This window comes from Alteriqipengyuania triglochinis, from assembly GCF_054655655.1.
The window spans coordinates 114,513-135,980 of the sequence record NZ_BAAHNC010000003.1 but is presented as its reverse complement, the minus strand read 5'-3'; the positions used below and the strand labels follow the sequence as shown (position 1 = coordinate 135,980).

The following is a 21,468-nucleotide window of genomic DNA, read 5'->3' as shown; positions in this document are numbered from 1 at the left end:
CTAGCCCATCGGCTCGGCAGGGGCCGCCTCGTCAGTGAAGCCATCGTCAAGCTGGTCGTTACCGGCATCGGGACCGGTCGGTTCGTTCGCCGGGCCCGCAGGCGCGGGCGCACCCATGGCCCGTTCTTGGAGTGCGGCCCACGTGGCGTCTTGTTGTTCGCGGGGCAGCTGTGAGATTGCGACCTTGTCCGGATCGCTAAGCTGCCAGAAAAGCGCCTGCCTGTCTGGCGACAGGGTCAGATAGTACTCCTGCGTTTCTGCCGGCCAGGATTCGAGAGCGGATTGCTGTTCCGGGGTAAGCCCGGGGACCGTACCCGCATCCGGCGCGCTTTCGAAAGTATCGTCCTGCGGCGGCATGCTCTCCTGTGCGATTGCAGGGCTCGCGATGGCAATGCCGGCGGTTGCCAGAATGATAGAAATCGTCTTCCGCATCTTTCTTCTCCTTGTGCGACCCGCCTCGCGTAGGGACGCAGGAATGCGTCCGTTTCCCGAAGCAAGTGGGAGGAAGACGCGTTCGCACTCGGATGGCTCCCCGCCTCATCGCAGTCAGGGAACATGACGCCTGCGAGCGTTCGGCAAATGCGGCGAAAAGAAGTCGGGACCGTAAAAAGGACGCCCAAAGCAGTTGTCGATCACACGATTGCTGCTCGTGATCGCTCCCAGCTACCTATGCACCCGCCCTCTGCCAGCCCCTGCTTACCGCCAAACCGTTCGGTAGCCGCCCTCGTCATCGCGGATCGGCTGCACGGTCTCGTTCTGACATGTCGGATGGTCGTTCCGGAGCGATCCGCGCAACAGCACGCCCTGCGAAGGTAGCGCCTGCGTCGACAAGGCCAATCAAAGGACCTGCCCATGCACATGTGGCAGCGCCAGGATCGCTCCTGACGCTGCCACCGTGATTACGCCAATCGGATTTCTCAGCGTGCGCCGCGATTAATGCAGTTGTCCTGCTCCATCGGCTCGCAGATCGGCAGCTCGGCCGGGGGCGGACCTTCGTCACCCGGGGTCGCCTGGACTACGGCGTTGCTGCGGTAGTTGATCTTCATGTTGCCAGTCGAGGTCGTGCTCGTCGTGGTGGCAGTCGCCGTACCGCTCAACTGCGAATTGATCGACTTCCAGGCAGCCATGCGCTGTTCGGGGGCCATGTTGACGATCCGGACGCGCTGTTCGTTGTTCAGGCTGTCCCACCAGACCTTTTTCTGGCTGTCGTTGAGCGTCCAGTAGTATTCCTGCGCTGCAATCGGCCATTCCTGGTAGGTCATCCGCTGTTCGGCGGCCCAATTCATGTACATGGCTTCCTGAGCGTCAGTCATCATGTAGGATTCAGCTTCGGTCTCGCTCGTCTGGGCGATCGCCGGCACACCGGCGATTGCGAGGCCGCATGCTGCAGTGGTAGCGAAAATCAGCTTTTTCATATCTAGAACTCCTTCTTCCCTCGTCCTTGCCTAACCAACGGGACGCCGCAGACGCGGTTCCGAATTGGGGGATCGGGATGCGCCTTCCCTTGCTCCCACAGGCCGCGTTCCCTACCTGTTCGGCTACAGCCATGAATGATGCCAATCCCCTCGCCACCGCCGCCGGAGACGCGGATATCCCCGCCTATGCCGCGCAGTTGAACCCACCCCAGCGCGAGGCGGTGCTGACGACCGAGGGGCCGGTGCTGATGCTGGCGGGTGCGGGTACGGGCAAGACCAGCGCGCTGACCGCAAGGCTGGCACATCTCGTCGCGATGCGGCTCGCGTGGCCAAGCGAGATCCTGTGCGTCACCTTCACCAACAAGGCCGCGCGCGAGATGCGCGAACGTGTGGGCCGCCATATCGGCGACGCGGTCGAAGGCATGCCGTGGCTCGGCACGTTCCACGCGATCGGCGCCAAGATGCTGCGCCGCCATGCCGAACTGGTCGGCCTGCAAAGCAATTTCACGATCATCGACCCGGACGACCAGCTGCGCCTGCTCAAGACGCTGATCGCCGAGGCGGAGCTGGACGAGAAGCGCTGGCCTGCGCGCCAGCTTGCCGGGCTGATCGACCGGTGGAAGAACCGCGGGCTCAACCCCGGCGATCTGGATGCGGTCGAGAACGAAAGCTACGCCAACGGGCGCGGCAGCCAGCTCTACAAGACGTACCAGAATCGGCTGAAGGCGCTGAACGCGTGCGATTTCGGCGACCTGCTGCTGCACATGCTCAACATCTTCCGGCAGCATTCGGATGTGCTGGCGCAGTACCAGAGCCGCTTCAAATACATCCTCGTCGACGAATATCAGGACACCAACCAGGTCCAGTACCTGTGGCTCCGCCTGCTTGCGCAGGAGCGTAAGAACATCTGCGTTGTGGGCGACGACGACCAGTCGATCTATTCTTGGCGCGGCGCGGAAGTGGCGAACATCCTGAAGTTCGAGAAGGACTTTCCCGGCGCCAAGGTCATCAAGCTAGAACAGAATTATCGCTCCACCCCGCACATTCTCGGCGCGGCGTCGGGCCTGATCGGCGAGAACAGCCAGCGACTCGGCAAGGAATTGTGGACCGAGACCGACACGGGCGAGAAGGTCCGCGTGATCGGTGTATGGGACGGGCCCGAAGAAGCGCGCCGCGTCGGCGAGGAGATCGAGAGCCTCGAGCGTGGCGGCGTGGGCCTCGACGAGATCGCGATCCTCGTGCGGGCGCAGTACCAGACCCGCGAGTTCGAAGACCGCTTCATTCAGATCGGGATGAACTACCGCATCATCGGCGGCTTCCGCTTCTACGAGCGCGCCGAAATCCGCGATGCCCTAGCCTACCTTCGCGTGATCGCGCAGCCTGCAGACGACCTTGCGTTCGAGCGGATCTATAACCAGCCCAAGCGTGGCCTTGGTGCCAAGACGCTGGAGAAGATGTACCAGCACGCGCGGCGCACCGGCATGCCGCTTGCCGCCGCATCGCTCGAACTCGCCGACAGCGACGAACTGCCTGCGCGTGCGCGCGGAACGATCGGCACGCTGCTGCGCCAGTTCCTCAAGTGGCGCGAAGAGGCGGGCAGTCTCGCACCCGCCGAACTGCTCCGTACCGTACTGGAGGAAAGCGGCTATCAGGCCATGCTCGAGAACGAGCGTTCGGTCGAAGCCAAGGGCCGGCTCGAAAACCTGTCCGAACTCGTCCGCGCGATGGAAGATTACGAAACGCTCGGCGACTTTCTCGAACATGTCGCGCTCGTGATGGACAACGAGGCGAACTCCGAAGACGCCAAAGTCACCATCATGACGATCCACGCTGCCAAGGGGCTGGAGTTCGATCATCTGTTCCTGGTCGGGTGGGAAGAGGGTGTCTTCCCGAGCCAGCGCGCGCTCGACGAAGGGGGGCTCGCCAGCCTCGAGGAAGAACGCCGCCTCGCCTACGTGGCAATCACACGCGCCAAGAAGGCGTGCACGATCCTCCATGCCGCCAACCGGCGCATCTACGGCCAGTGGACCAGCTCGTTGCCCAGCCGGTTTATCGGCGAGCTGCCCGAAGACCATGTCGACAGCGAGACGACGATGTCGGGCGGCGCGTCGTTGTGGCGTGCCAACTGGAGCGAGCAGGACGATCCCTTCGCCCATGTCTCACGCGACCGGCCCGACCGGTCGACCGCTCGCGGGCCGGGATGGCAGCGTGCGCTCGCCACCGGCTACGAGACAAAACCGGCCCGCGTGCAGGAAAGCCGCCGCTCCGCCGCCAGCTTCGCCGCCAAACCGCGGACCGACGTGGCGCTGGGCGCGCGCGTCTTCCACGACAAGTTCGGCTATGGCACCGTGATGAGCCAGGAAGGCAACAAGCTGGAGATCGAATTCGAGACCACCGGCACCAAGCGGGTGATCGACAGCTTCGTAAAGTTGGCCGAGTGATCGTAGAACGGACTGTGCAGTGGTCTGGCATGGCCATTCGCGCCCTGCCCGCTCGCAGATGGATTGAGCCAGGCGTCTAGCCGACCGCCCGCAGGCCCCGCTTGCCCTGCGAACCTTCTCCCCCAATCACCTCGCGGCAGATCGAGGCCGTCCCTCGCTCGGCGCGCTTGGCCTCGTAAAGCGCATGGTCGGCACAGCGTAGCAGGGCGCTTCGGTCGGCATTTTCCGGGGCGAGAATGGCCGCTCCGATGGTGGCGCTGACGCGAAGGTCTTCCCCTTCGCGGCCGATCTTGAAACGCAGCTTGTCGAGCAAGGTGTCGAGCGTGCCTTCGATATCCTCGATCAGGCGATCGTCTTCGATCACCATCACGAATTCATCGCCACCATATCGCGCCGCCATCTGGCCCGAAAAAGGCTCGCTCGCCAGCTGGCTTGCGGTTTTCTTGAGAACACGATCTCCAGCTTCATGGCCAAGCTGGTCGTTTACGGCCTTGAAGTGATCGAGATCGATCAGCAGCAGCGCCATCTGCCTGCCCTGCTCGCGATTGCTGGCGATGGTATCATCGAGATACTGGTTTAGCCGCGCGCGGTTTGCCAGGCCTGTCAGGTCGTCGACATGGGCCGCTGCGCGCAGCCGGGTTTCGAGCTGGTATCGGTCGGTTATGTCCTGGAATACGCCGATCAGCGCAGTCGGCTCGCCATTGATGTGCTCTCTTTCGCCCATCGCGCGGACCCGTTTCATGATCCCCCGCTTGTCCTTGAAATCGAGTTCCAGATCGTAGGACACGCCGCTCTCCAGACATTCGGTGAAAGCGGCCTCGATCCGTGCCCGATCTTGCTGCGGATAAAAATCCAGCGCGCCCAGCAGCGTTTCCTGATCGGCGCATTCGACCCCGTGGATGGCGCAGGTCTGCGCCGACCAGACCACCTCTTGCGTTCTCAAATCGAGCCGCCAGTGTCCGATCTTGGCCATTTTCTCGGCCAGTTCGAACTGCCGCTGCGTGCGACGCAGGTCTTCGACCAGGGCTTTGCGTTCCAGAGACGCGATTTCCGAAATCCTCGCATCGAGCCGCGCGCGGAAGAACGATTCGAGCAATCGGCATAGCTGGCGCAGCTCGGTCATTTGCTCCTCGGTCGGGGAATGAGGCGCGTCGTCGCTCACGCACAACGTGCCAATCGGCACCGAGCGACCGTCCACGACAGGACCTGCGAGGGGAATGGTCGCGAAAAACCGGATCTCCGGCCTCGCTCTGACTTCGGGCTGCTGGCCGTAGTGCGGATGCGCCTGCAGATCCTCGACGACGATCTCGCACCCTTCCTCGACCGCCATCGCGCAGATCGAGGATTGGCGCGGCACTTCTGCCAGATTGAACCCTTCGCTCGCCATGATCCACTGGCGATCGACGTCGATTAGGGAGACGTAGCCGGTTCGGCAGCCGAATATACGGCGCGCCGCCCTCACCACCGTATTGAATTCGTCTCCGGACGGCGTGTCGAGCATTTCGAGCATTGCCAGCGTGCGCTGACGGATCGTTTCGGCGCTTTCGCTTACGATGGGCATTACCGTTCCTTCAGACCCGCGAGGACTGCCGGATTTTGGTTAGTAGCAGCTCAACGTCCGCGTTGAACGCAAGGGAAAGCAAACAGTGTCAGGTCGCGCTGACCGACAGGAAATCGGGCTTCGGCCCGTTCCATTCGCCCGCGGGTATCACTTCGTTGTCTTCACGGTAGCGGCGCGGCTCGCGACGATTGCTGCTGCGATCGCCCGATGCCTGTTTGCCTTCGTCGCGGCTCCGGCTGCGCGGCTGGCGCTCTTCATCCCCCCGCTTGCCGGCACCGCTGCGACCGCCGCGACCGCGCTTCTTCTCGGCCTGGGTGTCCGCTTCCTGCGCGTCCGTATCGTCATCGTGCGAAGGCTTGGCTTCGCGCTTCTTGGCCTCGACCAGTTCGACCCGGACATCTTCCTTGCCGAACGGCTTGACCTTTGCCCCAGTCAGCTTCTCGATATTGGCCAGCGCTTCTTCATCGTCGCTGGTCACCAGCGTGAAGGCACGGCCCTTCGCCCCGGCACGGCCCGTGCGGCCGATCCGGTGGACGTAGTCGTCGGGATGCCACGGCGTGTCGAAGTTGAACACGTGGCTGACGCCCTTGACGTCCAACCCGCGCGCCGCGACGTCGCTCGCGACGAGGATATTGACCTCGCCCGCCTTGAAGCGGTTGAGTTCGGCAATCCGGCTGGACTGGTCCATATCGCCGTGGATTTCGCCGCTGGCAAAGCCGTAGCTCTGCAGGCTCTTGTTGATCTCGCGCACGGTCGTCTTGCGGTTGGCGAAGATGATCGCGGTCTCGACATGGTCGTTCGCGAGCAGCCAGCGGAGCGTTTCGCGCTTTTCGCGCGGCTTCACCGGTATCTTGAAAGCGGTGATGTTCTCGTTGGTCGAGGCGGCGCGGCTCACTTCGATCCGCTTGGGGTTCTGGAGGAACTTCTGCGCCAGCTTCTCGATCGGGGGCGGCATGGTCGCGCTGAACAGCAGCGTCTGGCGCGGCTCGGGCAGCTTGGAGCAAATGGTTTCGATATCGGGGATGAAGCCCATGTCGAGCATCCGGTCCGCCTCGTCGATCACCAGCAGCTCGCATCCATTGAGCAGGATCTTGCCGCGCTCGAAAAGGTCCATCAGGCGGCCCGGAGTTGCGATGAGGACATCGACGCCTTCATTGAGCGCCTTGACCTGGTCGCCCATCTGGACCCCCCCGATCAGCAGCGCCATCTGCAGGTCGTGATCCGCACCGTACTTCTCGAAATTCTCGGCGACCTGCGCAGCGAGCTCGCGAGTCGGCGCGAGGATGAGGCTGCGCGGCATCAGCGCGCGGCGACGTCCGCTGGCGAGGATGTCGATCATCGGCAGCACAAAGCTGGCGGTCTTGCCGGTCCCCGTCTGCGCGATGCCGATGATGTCCTTCATCATCAGTACGGGCGGAATGGCCTGCGCCTGGATCGGCGTCGGCTCGGTATAGCCGGCGGCTTCGACCGCCTGCAGCAATTTGTCGGAAAGGCCGAGATCGGCAAATTTCATTCAGGGTTCCGGATGTGGAGAAAATTGGCAGCCCTTCGTGCAGGATCCAAAGAGACTGCCGGGGCGCGCGCGGCATCGCCGAAACTGCGGCGAATGTCAAGGAAACTGGCCGCCCGCGCCTGCTCTATTCCGCGGCGACAAGCTGGCGGATCGCGCCGATCTTGCAAGCGGCACCGTTGCGTGCCTTGAGAATGTCGCGGTTGACGCACAGCTCGCCGTCCTCGGTCGGCTCGAGATAGAAGCCCAGATAGTAATCGCGCGCGTTGCAGGATTTATCGAGCTGGGCGCGGATGATCCGCCGGTCGGCCATGTGCAGCACGAGGTCGCGCGAACTGGCCGTCTGCACCGCGACGATCTCCTCCGCCTTGATGCAATTGCCGATCTTGCGTTGCACGTACCGGCGCGGAAGCATGGTGCGCCAGTCGGCCACCAGCTCGCGCGAACTGGTGCGTCGGGGCGAGACCCGAACCATGATCTGCTGCCGGATACGCACCTGCCGCGCCTCCTGATCGGCGCGCCACGATTCCGCCTTGAGCCACCCCGGTGCTGGCGTCGCCTCGGTCTTGATCGGGGCTTCGGCGGCCCTGGCAGATGCTTCGATGGCGAGGGAGGGAAGAGGCAACTCGTCTTTTAGCGCGGGCGCAAGTGCGAGCGCAGGTGCCAGAAATGCGGCCATGAAAAGCATGTGCTTGCCGTCTTCCTCATCAGCGGAAATCCTGGATCGCACCACCCAGTTCGATCCGTCCGGGCATGACATAACCCACTCTATTGAATGTTGGCTTAATTGAATTGTCGTTTGTCGCCAACGCGCTGGCATTGCCCCGTCCCGGTGTGGCATGGCCGCAACATGAGCGACACCTTCCTCGATGCCGCAACCGACCTGCTGGGCGACCGCGGGCTCACGCGGGATGCGCAGCTGATCGAACCGTGGCTGACCGACTGGCGGGGCCGCTATACCGGCGCGGCGCGCGCCCTCGCCTCTCCCGCCGACACGCAGCAGGTGGCCGCACTGGTCAAGCTATGCGCGCAGCATCGCGTGCCGATCGTGCCGCAGGGCGGCAACAGCGGCATGTCGGGCGGGGCGACACCCGATAGCAGCGGTGAGGCCCTGCTCCTCTCGCTCAGGCGGATGAACGCCATCCGCCGGTGGGACGAAGGCGCCCGGCAGGTGGTTTGCGAGGCGGGTGTGATCCTGCAAACCCTGCACGAAGAGGCGGCCGAGCGGGGCCTGCGCTTTCCCCTAACGCTGGGGGGCAAGGGGTCTGCAACCATCGGTGGCCTCGTCTCCACCAATGCGGGCGGCACACAGGTGCTGCGCCACGGCACCATGCGGGCGCAGGTTCGCGGTCTGGAAGCGGTGCTGCCCGATGGAAGCGTGCTCGATACGCTCGCGGCGCTGAAGAAGGACAATCGCGGATTCGACCTCAAGCAATTGCTGATCGGGTCGGAAGGCACGCTCGGCATCGTCACCGCCGCGACGCTGGCATTGCTGCCCCAGATCGCAGCCCGCCGAGTGATGTTCGTCGGGCTGCCATCGGTCCACGACGCCCGCCGGCTCCTGCTGATGGCGCAGGACCACGCTGGCGAGGCGCTGGAAGGCTTCGAGATCATGCCGCGCGACGCGCTGGAGTCGGTCCTCGGATATGAGACGAGCGCGCGTGACCCGCTGGCGTCGCGCCACCAGTGGTATGCTTTGCTCGAACTGGTTGCCGACGCGCAGCAGGCCCCGTCGCTGGAGCGGCGGGCGACCGCGTTGCTCGAAGCTGCATATGAACAGGGTCTGGTCGGGGACGCGACGATCGCGGCGAACGAGACCCAGGCCGAAGCCCTGTGGGCCCTGCGCGAGGGCATTTCCGCCGCCGAGCGCGCACATGGCCTGGCCTTGCAGCACGATATTTCCGTCCCGGCCGAAAAGATGCCCGATTTCATCGTGGAGGCCAGCACCGAACTCGAAGCGAAATTCACAGGCACTCGCGCGGTCGCCTTCGGGCATCTGGGCGACGGCAACGTCCACTTCCACCTGCGCGCACCCGAAGGCGCGAAACGCGGCGAGTGGGAAAACAGCGACGGCAAGGCCATCAGCGCCGCGATGCACGATCTGGTCACCGCGTGGGGCGGCTCGATCAGCGCCGAACACGGTATTGGACAGATGAAAGTGGATGAGCTGGCGCGTCTTGCCGACCCGGCACGCCTCTCCATCCTGCGCGGCGTGAAACAGGCGCTCGACCCCCTCGGGCTGATGAACCCGGGCAAGCTGGTGCCGCTTGCCAGCCGCTCACGCGCCGCCTAAAGGCGCGTTTTCCCGATCCGGGGGCGCGGCATCGCCATGCGTCCCGCGACATTTCCAGCCCGCTCGATGGAGAGACCGATGGCCAGTGCGCCGCAACAGCCCCAGCTTCCCATGTTCTATCAGGACCTGATGCCGCTCAACACGCGGGATCACATGAAGTTCCGCAACCGCCAGAGCGATTCGGCACCTTTCCTTGCCACCCAGCATGTCGTGCCGCTGACGGCGGATGAGTTCGTCCAGGCCGGACGTCACTATCCGATCATCTTTTCCTCGGGCGAAAATCCCCTGCCGCTGGCATTGTTCGGGCTCAACGAAGGTATGAACACCTTCTTCGATGCTGACGGCAAGCTGATCGATCCGGTTTACGTACCGGCCTATATCCGCCGCTATCCCTTCATGCTGGCGAAGCTGTCGAACGAGACCGACGATCTTTCGCTGTGCTTCGATCCGACTTCGGAATCGGTCGGCGAGTTCGACGAGGGCCAGCTGCTGTTCGACGAAGACGGTTCGCCCAGCGAGCAGACGAAGGCGATCCTCGATTTCTGCGAGAAGTTCGAACAGGCCGGCGCCCGCACGAAGGTGCTGACCGACGAACTGACCAAGCATGACCTGCTGATGGAAGGCGAAGTCGCCATCCAGCGCAACGATGCGCCGGACAAGCCTTATGTCTACAAGGGTTTCCGCATGGTCGACCAGGAAAAGCTGCGCAAGATCGACGCAGAGGTTCTCGCCAAGTGGAACAGCGACGGCATGCTGCCGCTGATCTATGCGCACCTCGCCTCGCTCGAACTGATGCGCACGATCTTCGGCCGCCAGGACCAGCAGGGCAAGATGCCCGCCCTGCCCGATCAGCCGGCCGGTTGATCGATAGCTTTCGAAAAGGCGCGCTAAGCACTTCTTGACAATGCTGCAGCGCACCCCAGATCGGGATCGTCCGGGCGGCACCCCCCCTCATAGCCGCCCCGGATAGGCGCGCTTTCGAGCGCGCTTCCTCCCTGAACCTTGGCCACCTCGTGCACCTTGCACGAGGTGGTTTTTTTATTCGGCGGCGAGCGGGAGCTCCCGCTGCCCGGTACCGGGCGATATCTCGTCGGCAAGCGCCCGGGTCAGGTCCGCGATCAGCCGAACGAGGGCGGGAAGCCGCGCGCTCGCATCAGCAAACCGGGCATCGAGATAGAGCGAGCGGCACGCCTCGATCTGTAGGGCATGAAGATCCACCGATGGCCTGCCGTGCCGGTCGAGCACATAGCCTCCGGCATACGGCCGGTTATGGGCTACCCCGCGATCCTGCGCACCGAGGAAGTGCAGCGCGCGCGCTGCGATCCTCTCGTCGCAGGATGCGCCGAAGCGGTCGCCGACCACGAATTCCACAGCTCTTTCGCCCGGATGGCGTACCCGCAGCGGGGGCATCGAATGCAAGTCGATCAGCAGCGCCACGCCCCAGACACGCCGGATATCGTCGAGCGCGCGGGCCAGTGCGCGATGATAGGGTTCGTGAATTCCCGCGATCCGCGCGGACACTTCCTCTTGCGAGAGCGGGGCGCGCCAGATTTCGCCGACGCCCGAGACGCGCCGCGGAATCAGCCCCAGGCCGCTGCGCGCGCGCCGATTCGCGCTCGAATGGACCACGCCGTCCGGCCTTCCGCCGGCCAGCATCGACCAGTCCAGATCGTCGGCCGCGCGATTGAGATCGAGCATCGCGCGCGGCGCATGAGCAACCAGCGATGCGGCCCCGACCTGATTCGCCGCAGCGAGCGCCAACCGGTCGACCAGCCGGTCCTCCAGCCGGAGCTTGGCAATCGACGGGTTGCGCATGTTCGCTTCGATATCCGCGGGGTACGCGCGACCGCCATGGGGCGCAGCGATCAGCACCGGCACCCTCGCCTGCCCCATCCCGGACAGCGTGAAGGCAGGCGCCCCGCTGCCCGGGATCATTCCGCCGAGAATTTTCTCGCCCGAATCGCTGTCTGCCGCCGCATTCATGGGGCTGACGCTGAACCGCTGGCGAGTTTGTGTCAAAGCAGGGCAAGGCTTTGAGACGCCAAAGATTCTTTAAGCGCTCCGCGCTAGGGAGCACCTTCTATGAGCAAACTCACACCATTTCGGCGAATCCTTCTGGCGGAGGATGAAGAAGCCATGCGGGCCTATCTGACCCGCGCCCTCGAAAAAGCCGGCTATGCGGTCGATTCGGTCGGCAGCGGCACGGCCGCGCTCCCTTTGCTTGAGCACAGCGACTACGATCTGCTGCTGTCCGACATCGTGATGCCGGAAATGGACGGGATCGAACTGGCGCAGCGCTGCAACGAGATAAATCCGGACACGAAGGTGATGTTCATCACCGGATTCGCGGCGGTTTCCCTGAAAGCCAGCGTCGATCAGCCGAGAGCCAAGGTGCTTTCAAAGCCCTTCCACCTGCGCGATCTGGTGCTCGAAGTGGACCGCATGTTTGCCGAAGCATGCGAAGTGCAACTTTAGGCACTTGTAACGCGGGCTCGGCGCGGCTAGATGGCGCCTCCGCCGTAAGGACGGCATCCCCATGGTGCGGGCGTATAGCTCAGGGGTAGAGCACTATGTTGACATCGTAGGGGTCCCAAGTTCAAATCTTGGTACGCCCACCATCGGGGACGCTGAAATTACGGCATGCTGCCGAACCAGACCGGAAAGTGGTCAGGTCGATGCCCGGTTCGGGCACGCCTGATAATGTGCGCTTGAGACGACTGGCGATGTCCGATCGCGAATCTGCACGCTTCTTTACCCAAGGCTGATGCGAGGGTCGGACCATGCCCCGCACTCTTTACATTTTCTCGGTTCCCGAACCGGGGCGTATCCCCGACCAGCTCGACCTGCATGGCGATGGCATGTGCCTCGCCCCGGGGCTCTATTGCATTGCCAGCGAACTCTCGCGCTCGAAGCTGTACCACCGACTGAAGTGGCAGCTTCCCGAGGACACCGCTCTCCTCGTGGCCCCGCTGGCAGCCGTGCCCAAGTTCAAGGGCATGGCCAACGGAGCGCTCGCGTGGCTTCGATCTCTACAGGACTAGCCCACCCCGCGACCCAGTCGCCTCTCCAGCCAGGCTGCGCGCGCCCACCTTGCGTGAAGCCCGCCACCTGCTAAAGCCGCGCCAGATTTCACCCCATTCAGAAACATGCGGACCAGCAGGGACGAATAATGGCAAAAATTCAGGTCAAGAACCCGGTCGTCGAGCTCGATGGCGACGAAATGACGAAGATCATCTGGCAGTGGATTCGCGAGCGGCTGATCCTTCCCTATCTCGACATCGACCTGAAATATTATGATCTCTCGATCGAGAAGCGCGACGAGACCGAAGACCAGATCACGGTCGATGCCGCCAACGCGATCAAGCAATATGGCGTCGGCGTGAAATGCGCCACGATCACCCCCGACGAAGCGCGGGTCGAGGAATTCGACCTCAAGAAGATGTGGGTCAGCCCCAATGGCACGATCCGCAACATCCTGGGCGGCGTGGTCTTCCGTGAGCCGATCGTGATCGACAACGTGCCGCGGCTCGTCCCGGGCTGGACCGACCCGATCGTGGTCGGCCGCCATGCCTTCGGCGACCAGTATCGCGCCAAGGACACGCTGATCCCCGGCAAGGGCAAGCTGCGTCTCGTCTTCGAAGGCGAAGACGGCGAGAACATCGACATCGACGTCTTCGAATTCCCGAGCCCGGGCGTCGCGATGGCGATGTACAACCTCGACGATTCGATCCGCGACTTCGCGCGCGCCAGCTTCCAGTACGGGCTCGACCGCAAGTGGCCGGTTTACCTGAGCACCAAGAACACCATCCTCAAGAAGTACGATGGCCGCTTCAAGGATCTGTTCCAGGAAGTGTTCGACGCCGAATACAAGGCCGATTTCGACAAGGCCGGCATCACCTACGAACACCGCCTGATCGACGACATGGTCGCCGCCGCGCTCAAGTGGAGCGGCAAGTTCGTGTGGGCCTGCAAGAACTACGACGGCGACGTGCAGTCGGACATCGTGGCGCAGGGCTTCGGCTCGCTCGGCCTGATGACCTCCGTGCTGATGACCCCCGATGGCAAGACCGTCGAAGCCGAAGCCGCGCACGGCACTGTCACCCGTCACTATCGCCAGCATCAGGAAGGCAAGGCGACCTCGACCAACCCCATCGCCAGCATCTTCGCGTGGACCCGCGGCCTGATGTATCGCGGCAAGTTCGACGAGACGCCCGAAGTGGTGAAGTTCGCCGAAACGCTGGAAAAGGTTTGCATCCAGACGGTCGAGAGCGGTCAGATGACCAAGGACCTCGCGCTGCTGATCGGCCCCGGTCAGAGCTGGTTGACGACCGAGCAGTTCTTCGAGGCGATCGTGAACAATCTCGAAACCGAAATGAAGAAGCAGGGCCTCGCCCCGGCCTGATCGTTTCGGACCACTTTGCACGAAGCCCCGGCGTCTGATGCAGACGTCGGGGCTTTGTGTTTCCGGACAGCCGCTTTGCGACCGCGCCTCGCCATGTGCTGCTGGATCGCAGGGCACAATGGTGACCTTGCGGTGTTCTGCGACTAGTGCCCATCATGAGACCGACCGAGGGAGAAATTCCGATCGCTACTACCGCCAAGACCAAGGCCCGGCTTGAAGTCCGTCAGGCCAAGCTGAGCGACGTTCGCGCAATCGCGGACCTTGTCCGCCGCGCCTATGTCGACCTGCCGCCCTACACGCTGGGCGAGATCCGCGGGCAGCTGAACAATTATCGCGATGGCTGCTTCGTCGCCAAGCTCGATGGGCAAATCGTCGGCTATTGCGCCTCCATGCGCCTGTCCGCCAACGTCGCCCTGTCGGATCACTCGTGGGACGAGGTGACCGGCAATGGATTCGGCTCGCGCCACGACCCGACCGGGGAATGGCTCTACGGCTATGAAATGTGCGTCGACCCCAAGGTGCGCGGTACGCGCCTCGGGCGGCGTCTTTACGAAGAACGGCGCTCGCTCGCCGAGCGGCTCGACCTGACCGGCATCGTCTTCGGTGGGCGGATGCCCGGACTCGCCAATGCGATGCGGCGCAAGCGCAACAGCGCCGAAGGCCCGCAGGATTACCTCGACAAGGTGATCGACAACAAGATTCACGATCCCGTGCTGCGCTTCCAGCTCGCCAACGGGTTCGAACCGCAAGGCATCCTCGAAAACTACCTGCCGGAAGACAAGCGTTCCAAGGCGTTCGCGGTCCGGATGGTCTGGCGCAACCCCTATGTAGATGGCGACGCACCGCGCAAGCACCGCCTGCCGCGCGACGTCGAGAGCGTGCGGATCGCCACCTGCCAGCTGCAGGCGCGCGCGGTCTCCGGATTCGACGAATTCATGCGCCACGTCGAATATTTCGTCGACGTCGCGGCAGACTATGAAAGCGACTTCATCCTCTTCCCCGAGCTGTTCACGCTGATGCTGCTGAGCGCGGAGGAAAAGGAGCTGAGCCCGATCGAGGCGATCGAGGCGCTGAGCGAATACACGCCCAGAATCCGCCAGAAGCTGAGCGAAATGGCGCTGAGCTACAACATCAACATCATCGGGGGCTCGCACCCCACGCGGATGGACGACGGCGACATCCATAACGTCGCCTATGTCTGCCTGCGCGACGGATCGATCCACAGCCAGGAGAAGATCCACCCCACCCCAAACGAAGCCTACTGGTGGAACATCAAGGGTGGTGATTCGATAGACGCGATCCCGACCGATTGCGGCCCGATCGGCGTGCTGATCTGTTACGACAGCGAATTCCCTGAGCTTGCCCGTCGCCTGGTGGACGAGGGCGCGCGGATCATCTTCGTGCCCTTCTGCACTGACAGCCGGCAGGGGTACATGCGCGTACGCTATTGCGCGCAGGCCCGCGCGATCGAGAATCAGTGCTTCACCGTGCTCAGCGGCAATGTCGGCAACCTGCCCAATGTCGCGAACATGGATATCCAGTATGCGCAAAGCTGCATCCTGACGCCCTGCGATTTCCCCTTCGCGCGCGACGGGATCGCCGCAGAAGCCAGCGAAAATGTGGAGACGCTGACGATCAGCGACGTCAACCTTGCCGATCTCAGCTGGGCGCGAGCCGAAGGCACCGTGCGCAACCTCGCCGACCGGCGCTTCGATCTCTATCAGATCGAATGGGACAAGCGTGTCGGCCAGGTATCGCAGCGCATCGGCGAGGCAGAGAGCGAAGCCGCCGGTCAGGATACCAAACCGATGGGGCCCAAGTCGCCCGGTGGCGGCTAGATTGCCGGATTAAAGCATGTGAGCCCCTTCAATACGGGGCCGAGGCTGGTAAGGTTGCCACGTGGCGGGTGAACTTGAACCGACGACAGCGATTTCGGATGCGCTGGTGATTCTGGGTGCAGCGGGTATCGTGATCCCGCTGTTTGCCAGGTTTCGCATCACGCCCGTCATCGGCTTCCTGCTCATCGGCATCCTCGTGGGCCCCTATGGCCTTGGCGCGCTGACGCCCGAGGTCGCGTGGCTGACGCATATAACGATATCGGAACCGGACTCGCTCGATATCTTCGCCGAGTTCGGCATCATCCTGCTGCTGTTTACCATCGGCCTGGAGCTGAGCTTCAATCGCCTGTGGCAGATGCGCAAGCTGGTGTTCGGCCTGGGCGCGATGGAACTGCTGATCATCGGCACGTCGATTGCGGTCGTGCTCGCGATGATGGGGCAATACTGGACCGGGGCGATGGCGCTGGGGCTGGCGCTCGCGCTGTCCTCCACCGCGATCGTGCTGCCGATCTCCGGCACGGCATCGCCCGTCGGCAAGGCCGCGCTGTCGATGCTGCTGTTCGAAGATATCGCGATCGTCCCGATCATCTTCATGCTCGGCGCGCTGGCGCCCTATGCACAGGCAGACGGGCTGACGGGCCTGTGGACCACCCTGTGGCAGGGCCTCGCCGTCGTGGCGGCCTTGCTGGTCGTGGGCCGCTACGCCCTGCCCGTGCTGTTCGCACAGGCCGCGCGGACCAAAAGCCCCGAGGTCTTCCTCGCCGCGACGCTGGTCGTGGTGATCGGCGCCAGCCTTGCCACCGGGGTCACCGGCCTATCGCCCATCGTCGGCGCGCTCATCGCGGGGCTGCTGATCGCCGAGACAGACTTCCATGGAGAAGTCGAGGCAATCATCGAGCCGTTCAAGGGCCTTGCGCTGGGTATTTTCCTCATCACCATCGGGATGAGCATCGATCTGGAAGCCTTGCGCGACAATCTGGGCACGATCCTGACCGCGGTAATCCTCGTGCTTTCGTTCAAGGCGGTCGTGACGGGCCTGCTCCTGCGCACGATGGGCGCGCGGCGCAATACCGCGACCGAGACCGGCATCCTGATGGCCAGCCCCTCCGAAACCACGCTGATCGTGCTCTCGGCGGCCAGTTCGGCGATGCTGATCCAGCCTGGCACTACGCAGTTCTGGCAAATCGTCACGGCGATCGGGCTGACGGTCACCCCCCTGCTCGCCTTCGTGGGCCGCGCTGTCGCCCGCCGGGTCGATCCGGTGCCCGATCCCGCGATCGACGAAGCCGCCCCCGCGGGCCGCGTGATCGTAGTCGGCGGCGGACGTGTCGGACGACTGGTGGCCGACATGCTGCGCGTTCACGAGAAGCCTTATGTCGCGATCGAGTCCGATGCCGATCTCGCAATGCAGAACAAGCGGGAAGGCTATAACATGATCTTCGGCAATGCCGCGCGGCTCGAAACCCTGCGGGCATTGCGGGTGGAGGACGCCTCGGCCATCGTGCTGACCATGGATGCGCCGGTGCTGGCCCAGCGGCTGGTGGCCCGGTTGCGCAAGACCTATCCCGACCTGCTGATCGTCAGCCGCGCGCGCGATGCGGCCCATGCGGCAGCACTCTACCAGGCGGGCGCCAGCCACGCCGTGCCCGAGACGCTGGAAAGCTCGCTCCAGCTATCCGAGGCCGTGCTGGTCGATATCGGGGTCGCCATGGGCCCGGTGATCGCCTCGATCCACGAGAAGCGCGACGAGATGCGCAAGCAGATCCAGACCGAAGGTGCGCTGGAACATGCGCCGAAATTGCGGACCAGCACGATCTCCGCGACCGCGCCCCCAACCGTCCCTGCGAGCGCGACGACGGAGTGATCTCGGACCTTCTTGGCCCTTCAACCATTGGAAGGGAAAGGAGAAATTATATGTCCGACATCGACCCGACCAAGCCGATTCCCAACGACGAGAAGTTCAAGCCGCAGAACGTGCAGGGCCAGGGCAAGCCCAAGCCCTCCGCCCGGCGTGACGCCGACAAGCCTGCCGATACCGGCGGCGAAGGCCTCAGTCGCGGCAGCGAAGCCGACGCACGCCGCGCCGGCAGCGGCGCCCGCTAGGCGCCTACTGCCTCGCGCAGGGCGCTGCGCACCGCGTCCAGGGCGGCCTCGGCCTTCGTTGCGTCGGGGCCGCCGCCTTGCGCCATGTCGGGGCGGCCACCACCGCCCTTCCCGCCCAGTTCGGCCACGCCGGCGCGCACGAGTTCCACGGCGCTGAACCGGTCGGTCAGATCATCGGTCACCGCGACCGCGAAGGCGGCCTTGCCGTCATTGGTCGCGCAGATCGCGGCGACTCCCGACCCGATCCGCTGCTTCGCCTCGTCGAGGAGCGGCCGCAGCTCCTTCGGGTCGAGCCCCGCGATGACCTGCCCGGAAAAGGCGGTATCGCCTACGGTCTCGCTCTGGGCCTCGGCCTGCGTGCCGCCCCCGCCGCCAAGGGCGAGCTGCTTCTTCGCCGCGGCGAGGTCCTTCTCCAGCTGCTTGCGCTCGTCGAGCAGCGCCTGCACCCGCGAGCCGACCTCGTCCGGCGTGGTGCGCAAGGTGGCGGCAGCAGCCTTGAGCGCGTCCTCACGCTCGACCAGCCAGCGCCGGGCCGCATCGCCGGTCAGCGCCTCGATCCGGCGCACACCCGAGCTCACCGCGCTTTCCGACACGATGCGGAAGAGCTGGATATCGCCCGTCGCGCTCACATGCGTGCCGCCGCACAACTCGACCGAGTAGTTGCGACCTTCACCCCCGGAACGGCCCATGGACAGAACCCGAACCTCGTCGCCGTATTTTTCGCCGAACAGAGCCAGCGCACCTGCTTCCACCGCTTCGTCCGGCGTCATGAGACGCGTGCCGACCGGTTCGTTGGCGCGGATTTCGCTGTTCACCTCGTCCTCGATCGCCGCGATGTCCTCTTCGGTGAGCGGCGTGGGATGCGAGAAATCGAACCGCAGGCGGTCTTCAGCCACCAGCGAGCCCTTTTGTGTGACATGATCGCCGAGCCGGTTGCGCAGCGCTGCATGGACCAGGTGGGTGGCCGAGTGGTTGGCACGAACCCGGTCGCGCCGGTCGGCGTCGATCTCGAGACGGACCTCGTCGCCCACGCGCACGACGCCGGCTTCCACCACGCCCTGATGCGAGTGCAGGCGGCCAAGCGGCTTGCCCGTATCGCGGACGGACACCCGCAGGCCCTCATGGGTGGAAATGGTGCCGCTATCGCCCGACTGGCCGCCGCTTTCGCCATAGAACGGCGTCTGGTTCGTGAGAATTACGATATCCTCGCCCTGTGCTGCGGACTGGACCTCGGCCCCGTCCTTGACGATTGCGACGACGCGCCCTTCGCCCTGCGTGGCGGTGTAGCCGGTGAATTCGGTCGCCCCTTCGCGCTCGGCGATGGCGAACCACACTTCGCCGTCGGCCGCTTCGCCGCTGCCTTTCCATGCGGCGCGGGCAGCATCTCGCTGGCGTGCCATCGCGATATCGAAGCCTTCACGATCGACCGCGATGCCCTGCGCCCGCAGCGCGTCTTCGGTCAGGTCGTAAGGGAAACCATAGGTATCGTAGAGCTTGAACGCGACGTCGCCGGCAAGCTCGTCGCCCGCGGCGAGATCGGTGGTCGCTTCGTCGAGCAGGCGCAGCCCCTTTTCCAGCGTTTCGCGGAAGCGCGTTTCCTCACGCTCGAGCGTTTCCTCGATCAGCGTCTGGCCGCGGGTGAGCTCGGGATAGGCCTGCCCCATCTCGCCGACCAGCGTGGGCACGAGCCGGTGCATCAGCGGAGTCTTGGCCCCGAGCAAGTGGGCGTGGCGCATCGCGCGCCGCATGATCCGGCGCAGGACGTAACCGCGCCCTTCGTTGGACGGCAGGACGCCGTCGGCGATCAGGAAGCCGGTGGCGCGCAGGTGATCGGCAATGACCCGGTGGCTTGCGATCGTCGACTCGGTCGCTTCCTCATGCAGCTGGGCCTCGGCGGCATCGATCAGCGTGCGGAAGGTATCGGTATCGTAGTTGTTGTGGACGCCCTGCATCACGGCCGCGATCCGTTCGAGCCCCATGCCGGTGTCGATGTTCTGGTTGGGCAGTTCGCCGACGATCTCGCCGGCGCGCTGCTCGTTCTGCATGAACACGAGGTTCCAGATCTCGACGAAGCGGTCGCCGTCTTCATCGGGCGAGCCCGGGGGGCCGCCGGGGATGTGATCGCCATGGTCCCAGAAGATTTCCGAACAGGGACCGCAGGGCCCGTCGTCGCCCATGGCCCAGAAATTGTCCTTGGTCGCGATGCGGATGATGCGGTCTTCAGGCAGGCCTGCTATCTTCTTCCACAGGTCGAAGGCTTCGTCATCGGTATGGTAGACCGTCGCGAGCAACCGGTCGGGATCGAGGCCGAACTCCCTGGTCAGCAGGGTCCAGGCCTGTTCGATCGCCTGTTCCTTGAAATAGTCGCCGAACGAAAAGTTGCCGAGCATCTCGAAGAAGGTGTGGTGGCGTGCGGTGTAGCCGACATTGTCGAGATCATTGTGCTTGCCCCCGGCGCGGACGCACTTCTGCGCGCTGACCGCGCGCGGCGCGGGCGGCGTCTCCAGCCCGGTGAAGACGTTCTTGAACGGCACCATGCCTGCGTTGACGAACATCAGGCTGGGGTCGTTGTGCGGAACCAGCGGGGCGGAGGCCACGCGGGCATGGTCCTTGCCTTCGAAGAATTCGAGGAAGCTCCGGCGGATATCGTTTGTGCTCGTCATAGGGAATGCGAGTTAGGCAAGAACCGACGGGCCGACAAGCTTTCAAGCATGTCCGCCGGATCGACACGCCGGCAAACCGAAAAGCCGGCCGCAATGCCTTCACGAAGAAGGGCTGCGACCGGCTTTCCGGGTTCCCGGGCGCATCCTGCACCCGCTTGAGAAGAAACGATCAGTCCTCCGCGTCAGGGCCGACCATCATCTCCTCGGCGACATCGTCGGTCTTGCCGCGGATCGCAGCCTCCAACTTGTCGCAAATTTCGGGATTTTCCTTGAGGAAGGTTTTCGCGTTCTCGCGGCCCTGGCCGATCCGGGTGCTGTCGTAGGAGAACCACGAGCCCGACTTCTCCACGATCCCGGCCTTCACCCCGAGATCGAGAATTTCGCCGATCTTGGAGATGCCTTCACCGTACATGATGTCGAATTCGACCTGCTTGAACGGCGGGGCGACCTTGTTCTTGACCACCTTCACGCGGGTCGAGTTGCCAATGATCTCGTCGCGATCCTTGATCTGCCCGGTGCGGCGAATGTCGAGCCGGACCGAGGCGTAGAACTTGAGCGCGTTGCCGCCGGTCGTCGTTTCGGGATTTCCGTACATCACGCCGATCTTCATCCGCAGCTGGTTGATGAAGATCACCATGCACTTGGAACGGTTGATCGACCCGGTGAGCTTGCGCAGCGATTGGGACATCAGGCGCGCCTGCAGGCCGACATGGCTATCGCCCATCTCGCCCTCGATTTCGGCACGCGGGACAAGCGCAGCCACCGAGTCGACCACCAGCACGTCGATTGCGTTCGAACGAACCAGCGTATCGACGATTTCGAGCGCCTGCTCGCCCGTATCGGGCTGCGAGACGATCAGTTCGTCAATATCGACGCCCAGCTTGCGGGCGTAGACGGGATCGAGCGCATGTTCCGCATCGACGAAGGCGACGGTACCGCCAGCCTTCTGGCATTCGGCCAGCACATGCAGCGCCAGCGTCGTCTTGCCCGAACTTTCCGGTCCGTAGACTTCGATCACGCGGCCCTTGGGCAGGCCGCCCACGCCGAGCGCAATATCGAGGCCGAGCGAGCCGGTCGAAATCGCTTCGACGTTCATCGCTTCCTTGGAGCCCAGCTTCATGGCCGAGCCTTTGCCGAAGGCCCGATCGATCTGTGCGAGGGCGGCGTCGAGCGCCTTTTGACGGTCCACGTTGGCTTCCTTGTCTACCAGCTTGAGTTTCGCAGCCATCGCACGCTCTCCTT

Annotated in this window: 17 protein-coding genes and 1 tRNA gene; 10 read left to right on the top strand and 8 right to left on the bottom strand. The window is 64.0% G+C overall.

Translation table 11 applies throughout. The annotated features are described in order from the left end of the window. On the bottom strand, window positions 1-432 hold the full coding sequence (locus ACYQ0L_RS10825) for a hypothetical protein (protein WP_459789200.1): 432 nt from the start codon (window positions 430-432) through the stop codon (window positions 1-3). Window positions 433-917: 485 nt separating this feature from the next. Next, a complete protein-coding gene (locus ACYQ0L_RS10820; RefSeq protein WP_459789199.1) occupies window positions 918-1,415 on the bottom strand; it encodes a hypothetical protein in 498 nt (165 codons plus the stop codon). Window positions 1,416-1,546: 131 nt separating this feature from the next. Here ACYQ0L_RS10820 and ACYQ0L_RS10815 point away from each other — a divergent pair, with 131 nt between their 5' ends. After that, window positions 1,547-3,856, top strand: a complete 2,310-nt coding sequence (locus tag ACYQ0L_RS10815; protein WP_459789198.1) for an ATP-dependent helicase — start codon at window positions 1,547-1,549, stop codon at window positions 3,854-3,856. 76 nt (window positions 3,857-3,932) lie between these two features. Here ACYQ0L_RS10815 and ACYQ0L_RS10810 read toward each other — a convergent pair whose 3' ends face one another. The 3 genes from ACYQ0L_RS10810 to ACYQ0L_RS10800 all read right to left on the bottom strand — a co-directional run bounded on the left by ACYQ0L_RS10810 (window position 3,933) and on the right by ACYQ0L_RS10800 (window position 7,747). Further along, window positions 3,933-5,417 (bottom strand): sensor domain-containing diguanylate cyclase, encoded by a 1,485-nt coding sequence (locus ACYQ0L_RS10810; protein WP_459789197.1) that lies wholly within the window; start codon window positions 5,415-5,417, stop codon window positions 3,933-3,935. Window positions 5,418-5,505: 88 nt separating this feature from the next. Continuing rightward, a complete protein-coding gene (locus tag ACYQ0L_RS10805) occupies window positions 5,506-6,930 on the bottom strand; it encodes a DEAD/DEAH box helicase (protein WP_459789195.1) in 1,425 nt (474 codons plus the stop codon). 124 nt (window positions 6,931-7,054) lie between these two features. Then, window positions 7,055-7,747 carry a hypothetical protein gene (locus tag ACYQ0L_RS10800; protein ID WP_459789193.1) on the bottom strand — a complete coding sequence of 231 codons (693 nt, stop codon included), beginning with the start codon at window positions 7,745-7,747 and terminating at the stop codon, window positions 7,055-7,057. Between the two features lie 30 nt (window positions 7,748-7,777). On the opposite strand from ACYQ0L_RS10800, the gene ACYQ0L_RS10795 reads away from it, so the two are divergent. Both ACYQ0L_RS10795 and ACYQ0L_RS10790 read left to right on the top strand, forming a co-directional pair. Next, complete coding sequence (locus ACYQ0L_RS10795; RefSeq protein WP_459789192.1) at window positions 7,778-9,220, top strand: FAD-binding oxidoreductase; 1,443 nt, start codon at window positions 7,778-7,780, stop codon at window positions 9,218-9,220. A 78-nt stretch (window positions 9,221-9,298) separates the two neighbouring features. Further along, window positions 9,299-10,084 (top strand): SapC family protein, encoded by a 786-nt coding sequence (locus ACYQ0L_RS10790; protein WP_459789190.1) that lies wholly within the window; start codon window positions 9,299-9,301, stop codon window positions 10,082-10,084. Between the two features lie 174 nt (window positions 10,085-10,258). Here ACYQ0L_RS10790 and ACYQ0L_RS10785 read toward each other — a convergent pair whose 3' ends face one another. Next, window positions 10,259-11,203: an N-formylglutamate amidohydrolase gene (locus ACYQ0L_RS10785; RefSeq protein ID WP_459789188.1), complete on the bottom strand. Its 945-nt coding sequence runs from the start codon at window positions 11,201-11,203 to the stop codon at window positions 10,259-10,261. 99 nt (window positions 11,204-11,302) lie between these two features. Here ACYQ0L_RS10785 and cpdR point away from each other — a divergent pair, with 99 nt between their 5' ends. The 7 genes from cpdR to ACYQ0L_RS10750 all read left to right on the top strand — a co-directional run bounded on the left by cpdR (window position 11,303) and on the right by ACYQ0L_RS10750 (window position 17,563). After that, window positions 11,303-11,695, top strand: coding sequence for a cell cycle two-component system response regulator CpdR (cpdR, locus tag ACYQ0L_RS10780; RefSeq protein ID WP_459789186.1), 393 nt, complete (start codon window positions 11,303-11,305; stop codon window positions 11,693-11,695). A gap of 68 nt (window positions 11,696-11,763) precedes the next feature. Continuing rightward, window positions 11,764-11,838, top strand: a tRNA-Val gene (locus tag ACYQ0L_RS10775). A gap of 162 nt (window positions 11,839-12,000) precedes the next feature. Further along, on the top strand, window positions 12,001-12,261 hold the full coding sequence (locus tag ACYQ0L_RS10770) for a hypothetical protein (protein WP_459789184.1): 261 nt from the start codon (window positions 12,001-12,003) through the stop codon (window positions 12,259-12,261). 128 nt (window positions 12,262-12,389) lie between these two features. Then, window positions 12,390-13,622, top strand: coding sequence for an NADP-dependent isocitrate dehydrogenase (locus ACYQ0L_RS10765; RefSeq protein WP_459789183.1), 1,233 nt, complete (start codon window positions 12,390-12,392; stop codon window positions 13,620-13,622). 155 nt (window positions 13,623-13,777) lie between these two features. Then, window positions 13,778-15,460: a GNAT family N-acetyltransferase gene (locus ACYQ0L_RS10760; protein ID WP_459789181.1), complete on the top strand. Its 1,683-nt coding sequence runs from the start codon at window positions 13,778-13,780 to the stop codon at window positions 15,458-15,460. A 61-nt stretch (window positions 15,461-15,521) separates the two neighbouring features. Beyond that, entirely contained in the window at window positions 15,522-17,324 is a 1,803-nt protein-coding gene (locus ACYQ0L_RS10755; protein WP_459789179.1) for a cation:proton antiporter domain-containing protein, read from the top strand. Window positions 17,325-17,374: 50 nt separating this feature from the next. After that, window positions 17,375-17,563, top strand: a complete 189-nt coding sequence (locus ACYQ0L_RS10750) for a hypothetical protein (RefSeq protein WP_459789178.1) — start codon at window positions 17,375-17,377, stop codon at window positions 17,561-17,563. Here the strand turns inward: ACYQ0L_RS10750 and alaS are convergent. Both alaS and recA read right to left on the bottom strand, forming a co-directional pair. After that, a complete protein-coding gene (gene alaS, locus ACYQ0L_RS10745; RefSeq protein WP_459789177.1) occupies window positions 17,560-20,226 on the bottom strand; it encodes an alanine--tRNA ligase in 2,667 nt (888 codons plus the stop codon). The two genes, ACYQ0L_RS10750 and alaS, sit on opposite strands and share 4 nt — an antisense overlap. Before the next feature lie 169 nt (window positions 20,227-20,395). Next, entirely contained in the window at window positions 20,396-21,454 is a 1,059-nt protein-coding gene (gene recA / locus ACYQ0L_RS10740) for a recombinase RecA (protein ID WP_459789175.1), read from the bottom strand. Between the last annotated feature and the right edge of the window lie 14 nt (window positions 21,455-21,468).

Excerpts from the sequence above, each read along its gene's own strand:
- ACYQ0L_RS10765 (WP_459789183.1), top strand. The coding sequence starts at position 12,390 with ATGGCAAAAATTCAGGTCAAGAACCCGGTCGTCGAGCTCGATGGCGAC.
- ACYQ0L_RS10760 (WP_459789181.1), top strand. The coding sequence starts at position 13,778 with ATGAGACCGACCGAGGGAGAAATTCCGATCGCTACTACCGCCAAGACC.
- ACYQ0L_RS10810 (WP_459789197.1), bottom strand. The coding sequence starts at position 5,417 with ATGCCCATCGTAAGCGAAAGCGCCGAAACGATCCGTCAGCGCACGCTG.
- ACYQ0L_RS10815 (WP_459789198.1), top strand. The coding sequence starts at position 1,547 with ATGAATGATGCCAATCCCCTCGCCACCGCCGCCGGAGACGCGGATATC.
- ACYQ0L_RS10790 (WP_459789190.1), top strand. The coding sequence starts at position 9,299 with ATGGCCAGTGCGCCGCAACAGCCCCAGCTTCCCATGTTCTATCAGGAC.
- ACYQ0L_RS10800 (WP_459789193.1), bottom strand. The coding sequence starts at position 7,747 with ATGCCAGCGCGTTGGCGACAAACGACAATTCAATTAAGCCAACATTCA.
- ACYQ0L_RS10820 (WP_459789199.1), bottom strand. The coding sequence starts at position 1,415 with ATGAAAAAGCTGATTTTCGCTACCACTGCAGCATGCGGCCTCGCAATC.
- ACYQ0L_RS10750 (WP_459789178.1), top strand. The coding sequence starts at position 17,375 with ATGTCCGACATCGACCCGACCAAGCCGATTCCCAACGACGAGAAGTTC.
- ACYQ0L_RS10770 (WP_459789184.1), top strand. The coding sequence starts at position 12,001 with ATGCCCCGCACTCTTTACATTTTCTCGGTTCCCGAACCGGGGCGTATC.
- alaS (WP_459789177.1), bottom strand. The coding sequence starts at position 20,226 with ATGACGAGCACAAACGATATCCGCCGGAGCTTCCTCGAATTCTTCGAA.
- ACYQ0L_RS10805 (WP_459789195.1), bottom strand. The coding sequence starts at position 6,930 with ATGAAATTTGCCGATCTCGGCCTTTCCGACAAATTGCTGCAGGCGGTC.
- ACYQ0L_RS10785 (WP_459789188.1), bottom strand. The coding sequence starts at position 11,203 with ATGAATGCGGCGGCAGACAGCGATTCGGGCGAGAAAATTCTCGGCGGA.
- ACYQ0L_RS10795 (WP_459789192.1), top strand. The coding sequence starts at position 7,778 with ATGAGCGACACCTTCCTCGATGCCGCAACCGACCTGCTGGGCGACCGC.
- ACYQ0L_RS10825 (WP_459789200.1), bottom strand. The coding sequence starts at position 432 with ATGCGGAAGACGATTTCTATCATTCTGGCAACCGCCGGCATTGCCATC.
- recA (WP_459789175.1), bottom strand. The coding sequence starts at position 21,454 with ATGGCTGCGAAACTCAAGCTGGTAGACAAGGAAGCCAACGTGGACCGT.
- cpdR (WP_459789186.1), top strand. The coding sequence starts at position 11,303 with ATGAGCAAACTCACACCATTTCGGCGAATCCTTCTGGCGGAGGATGAA.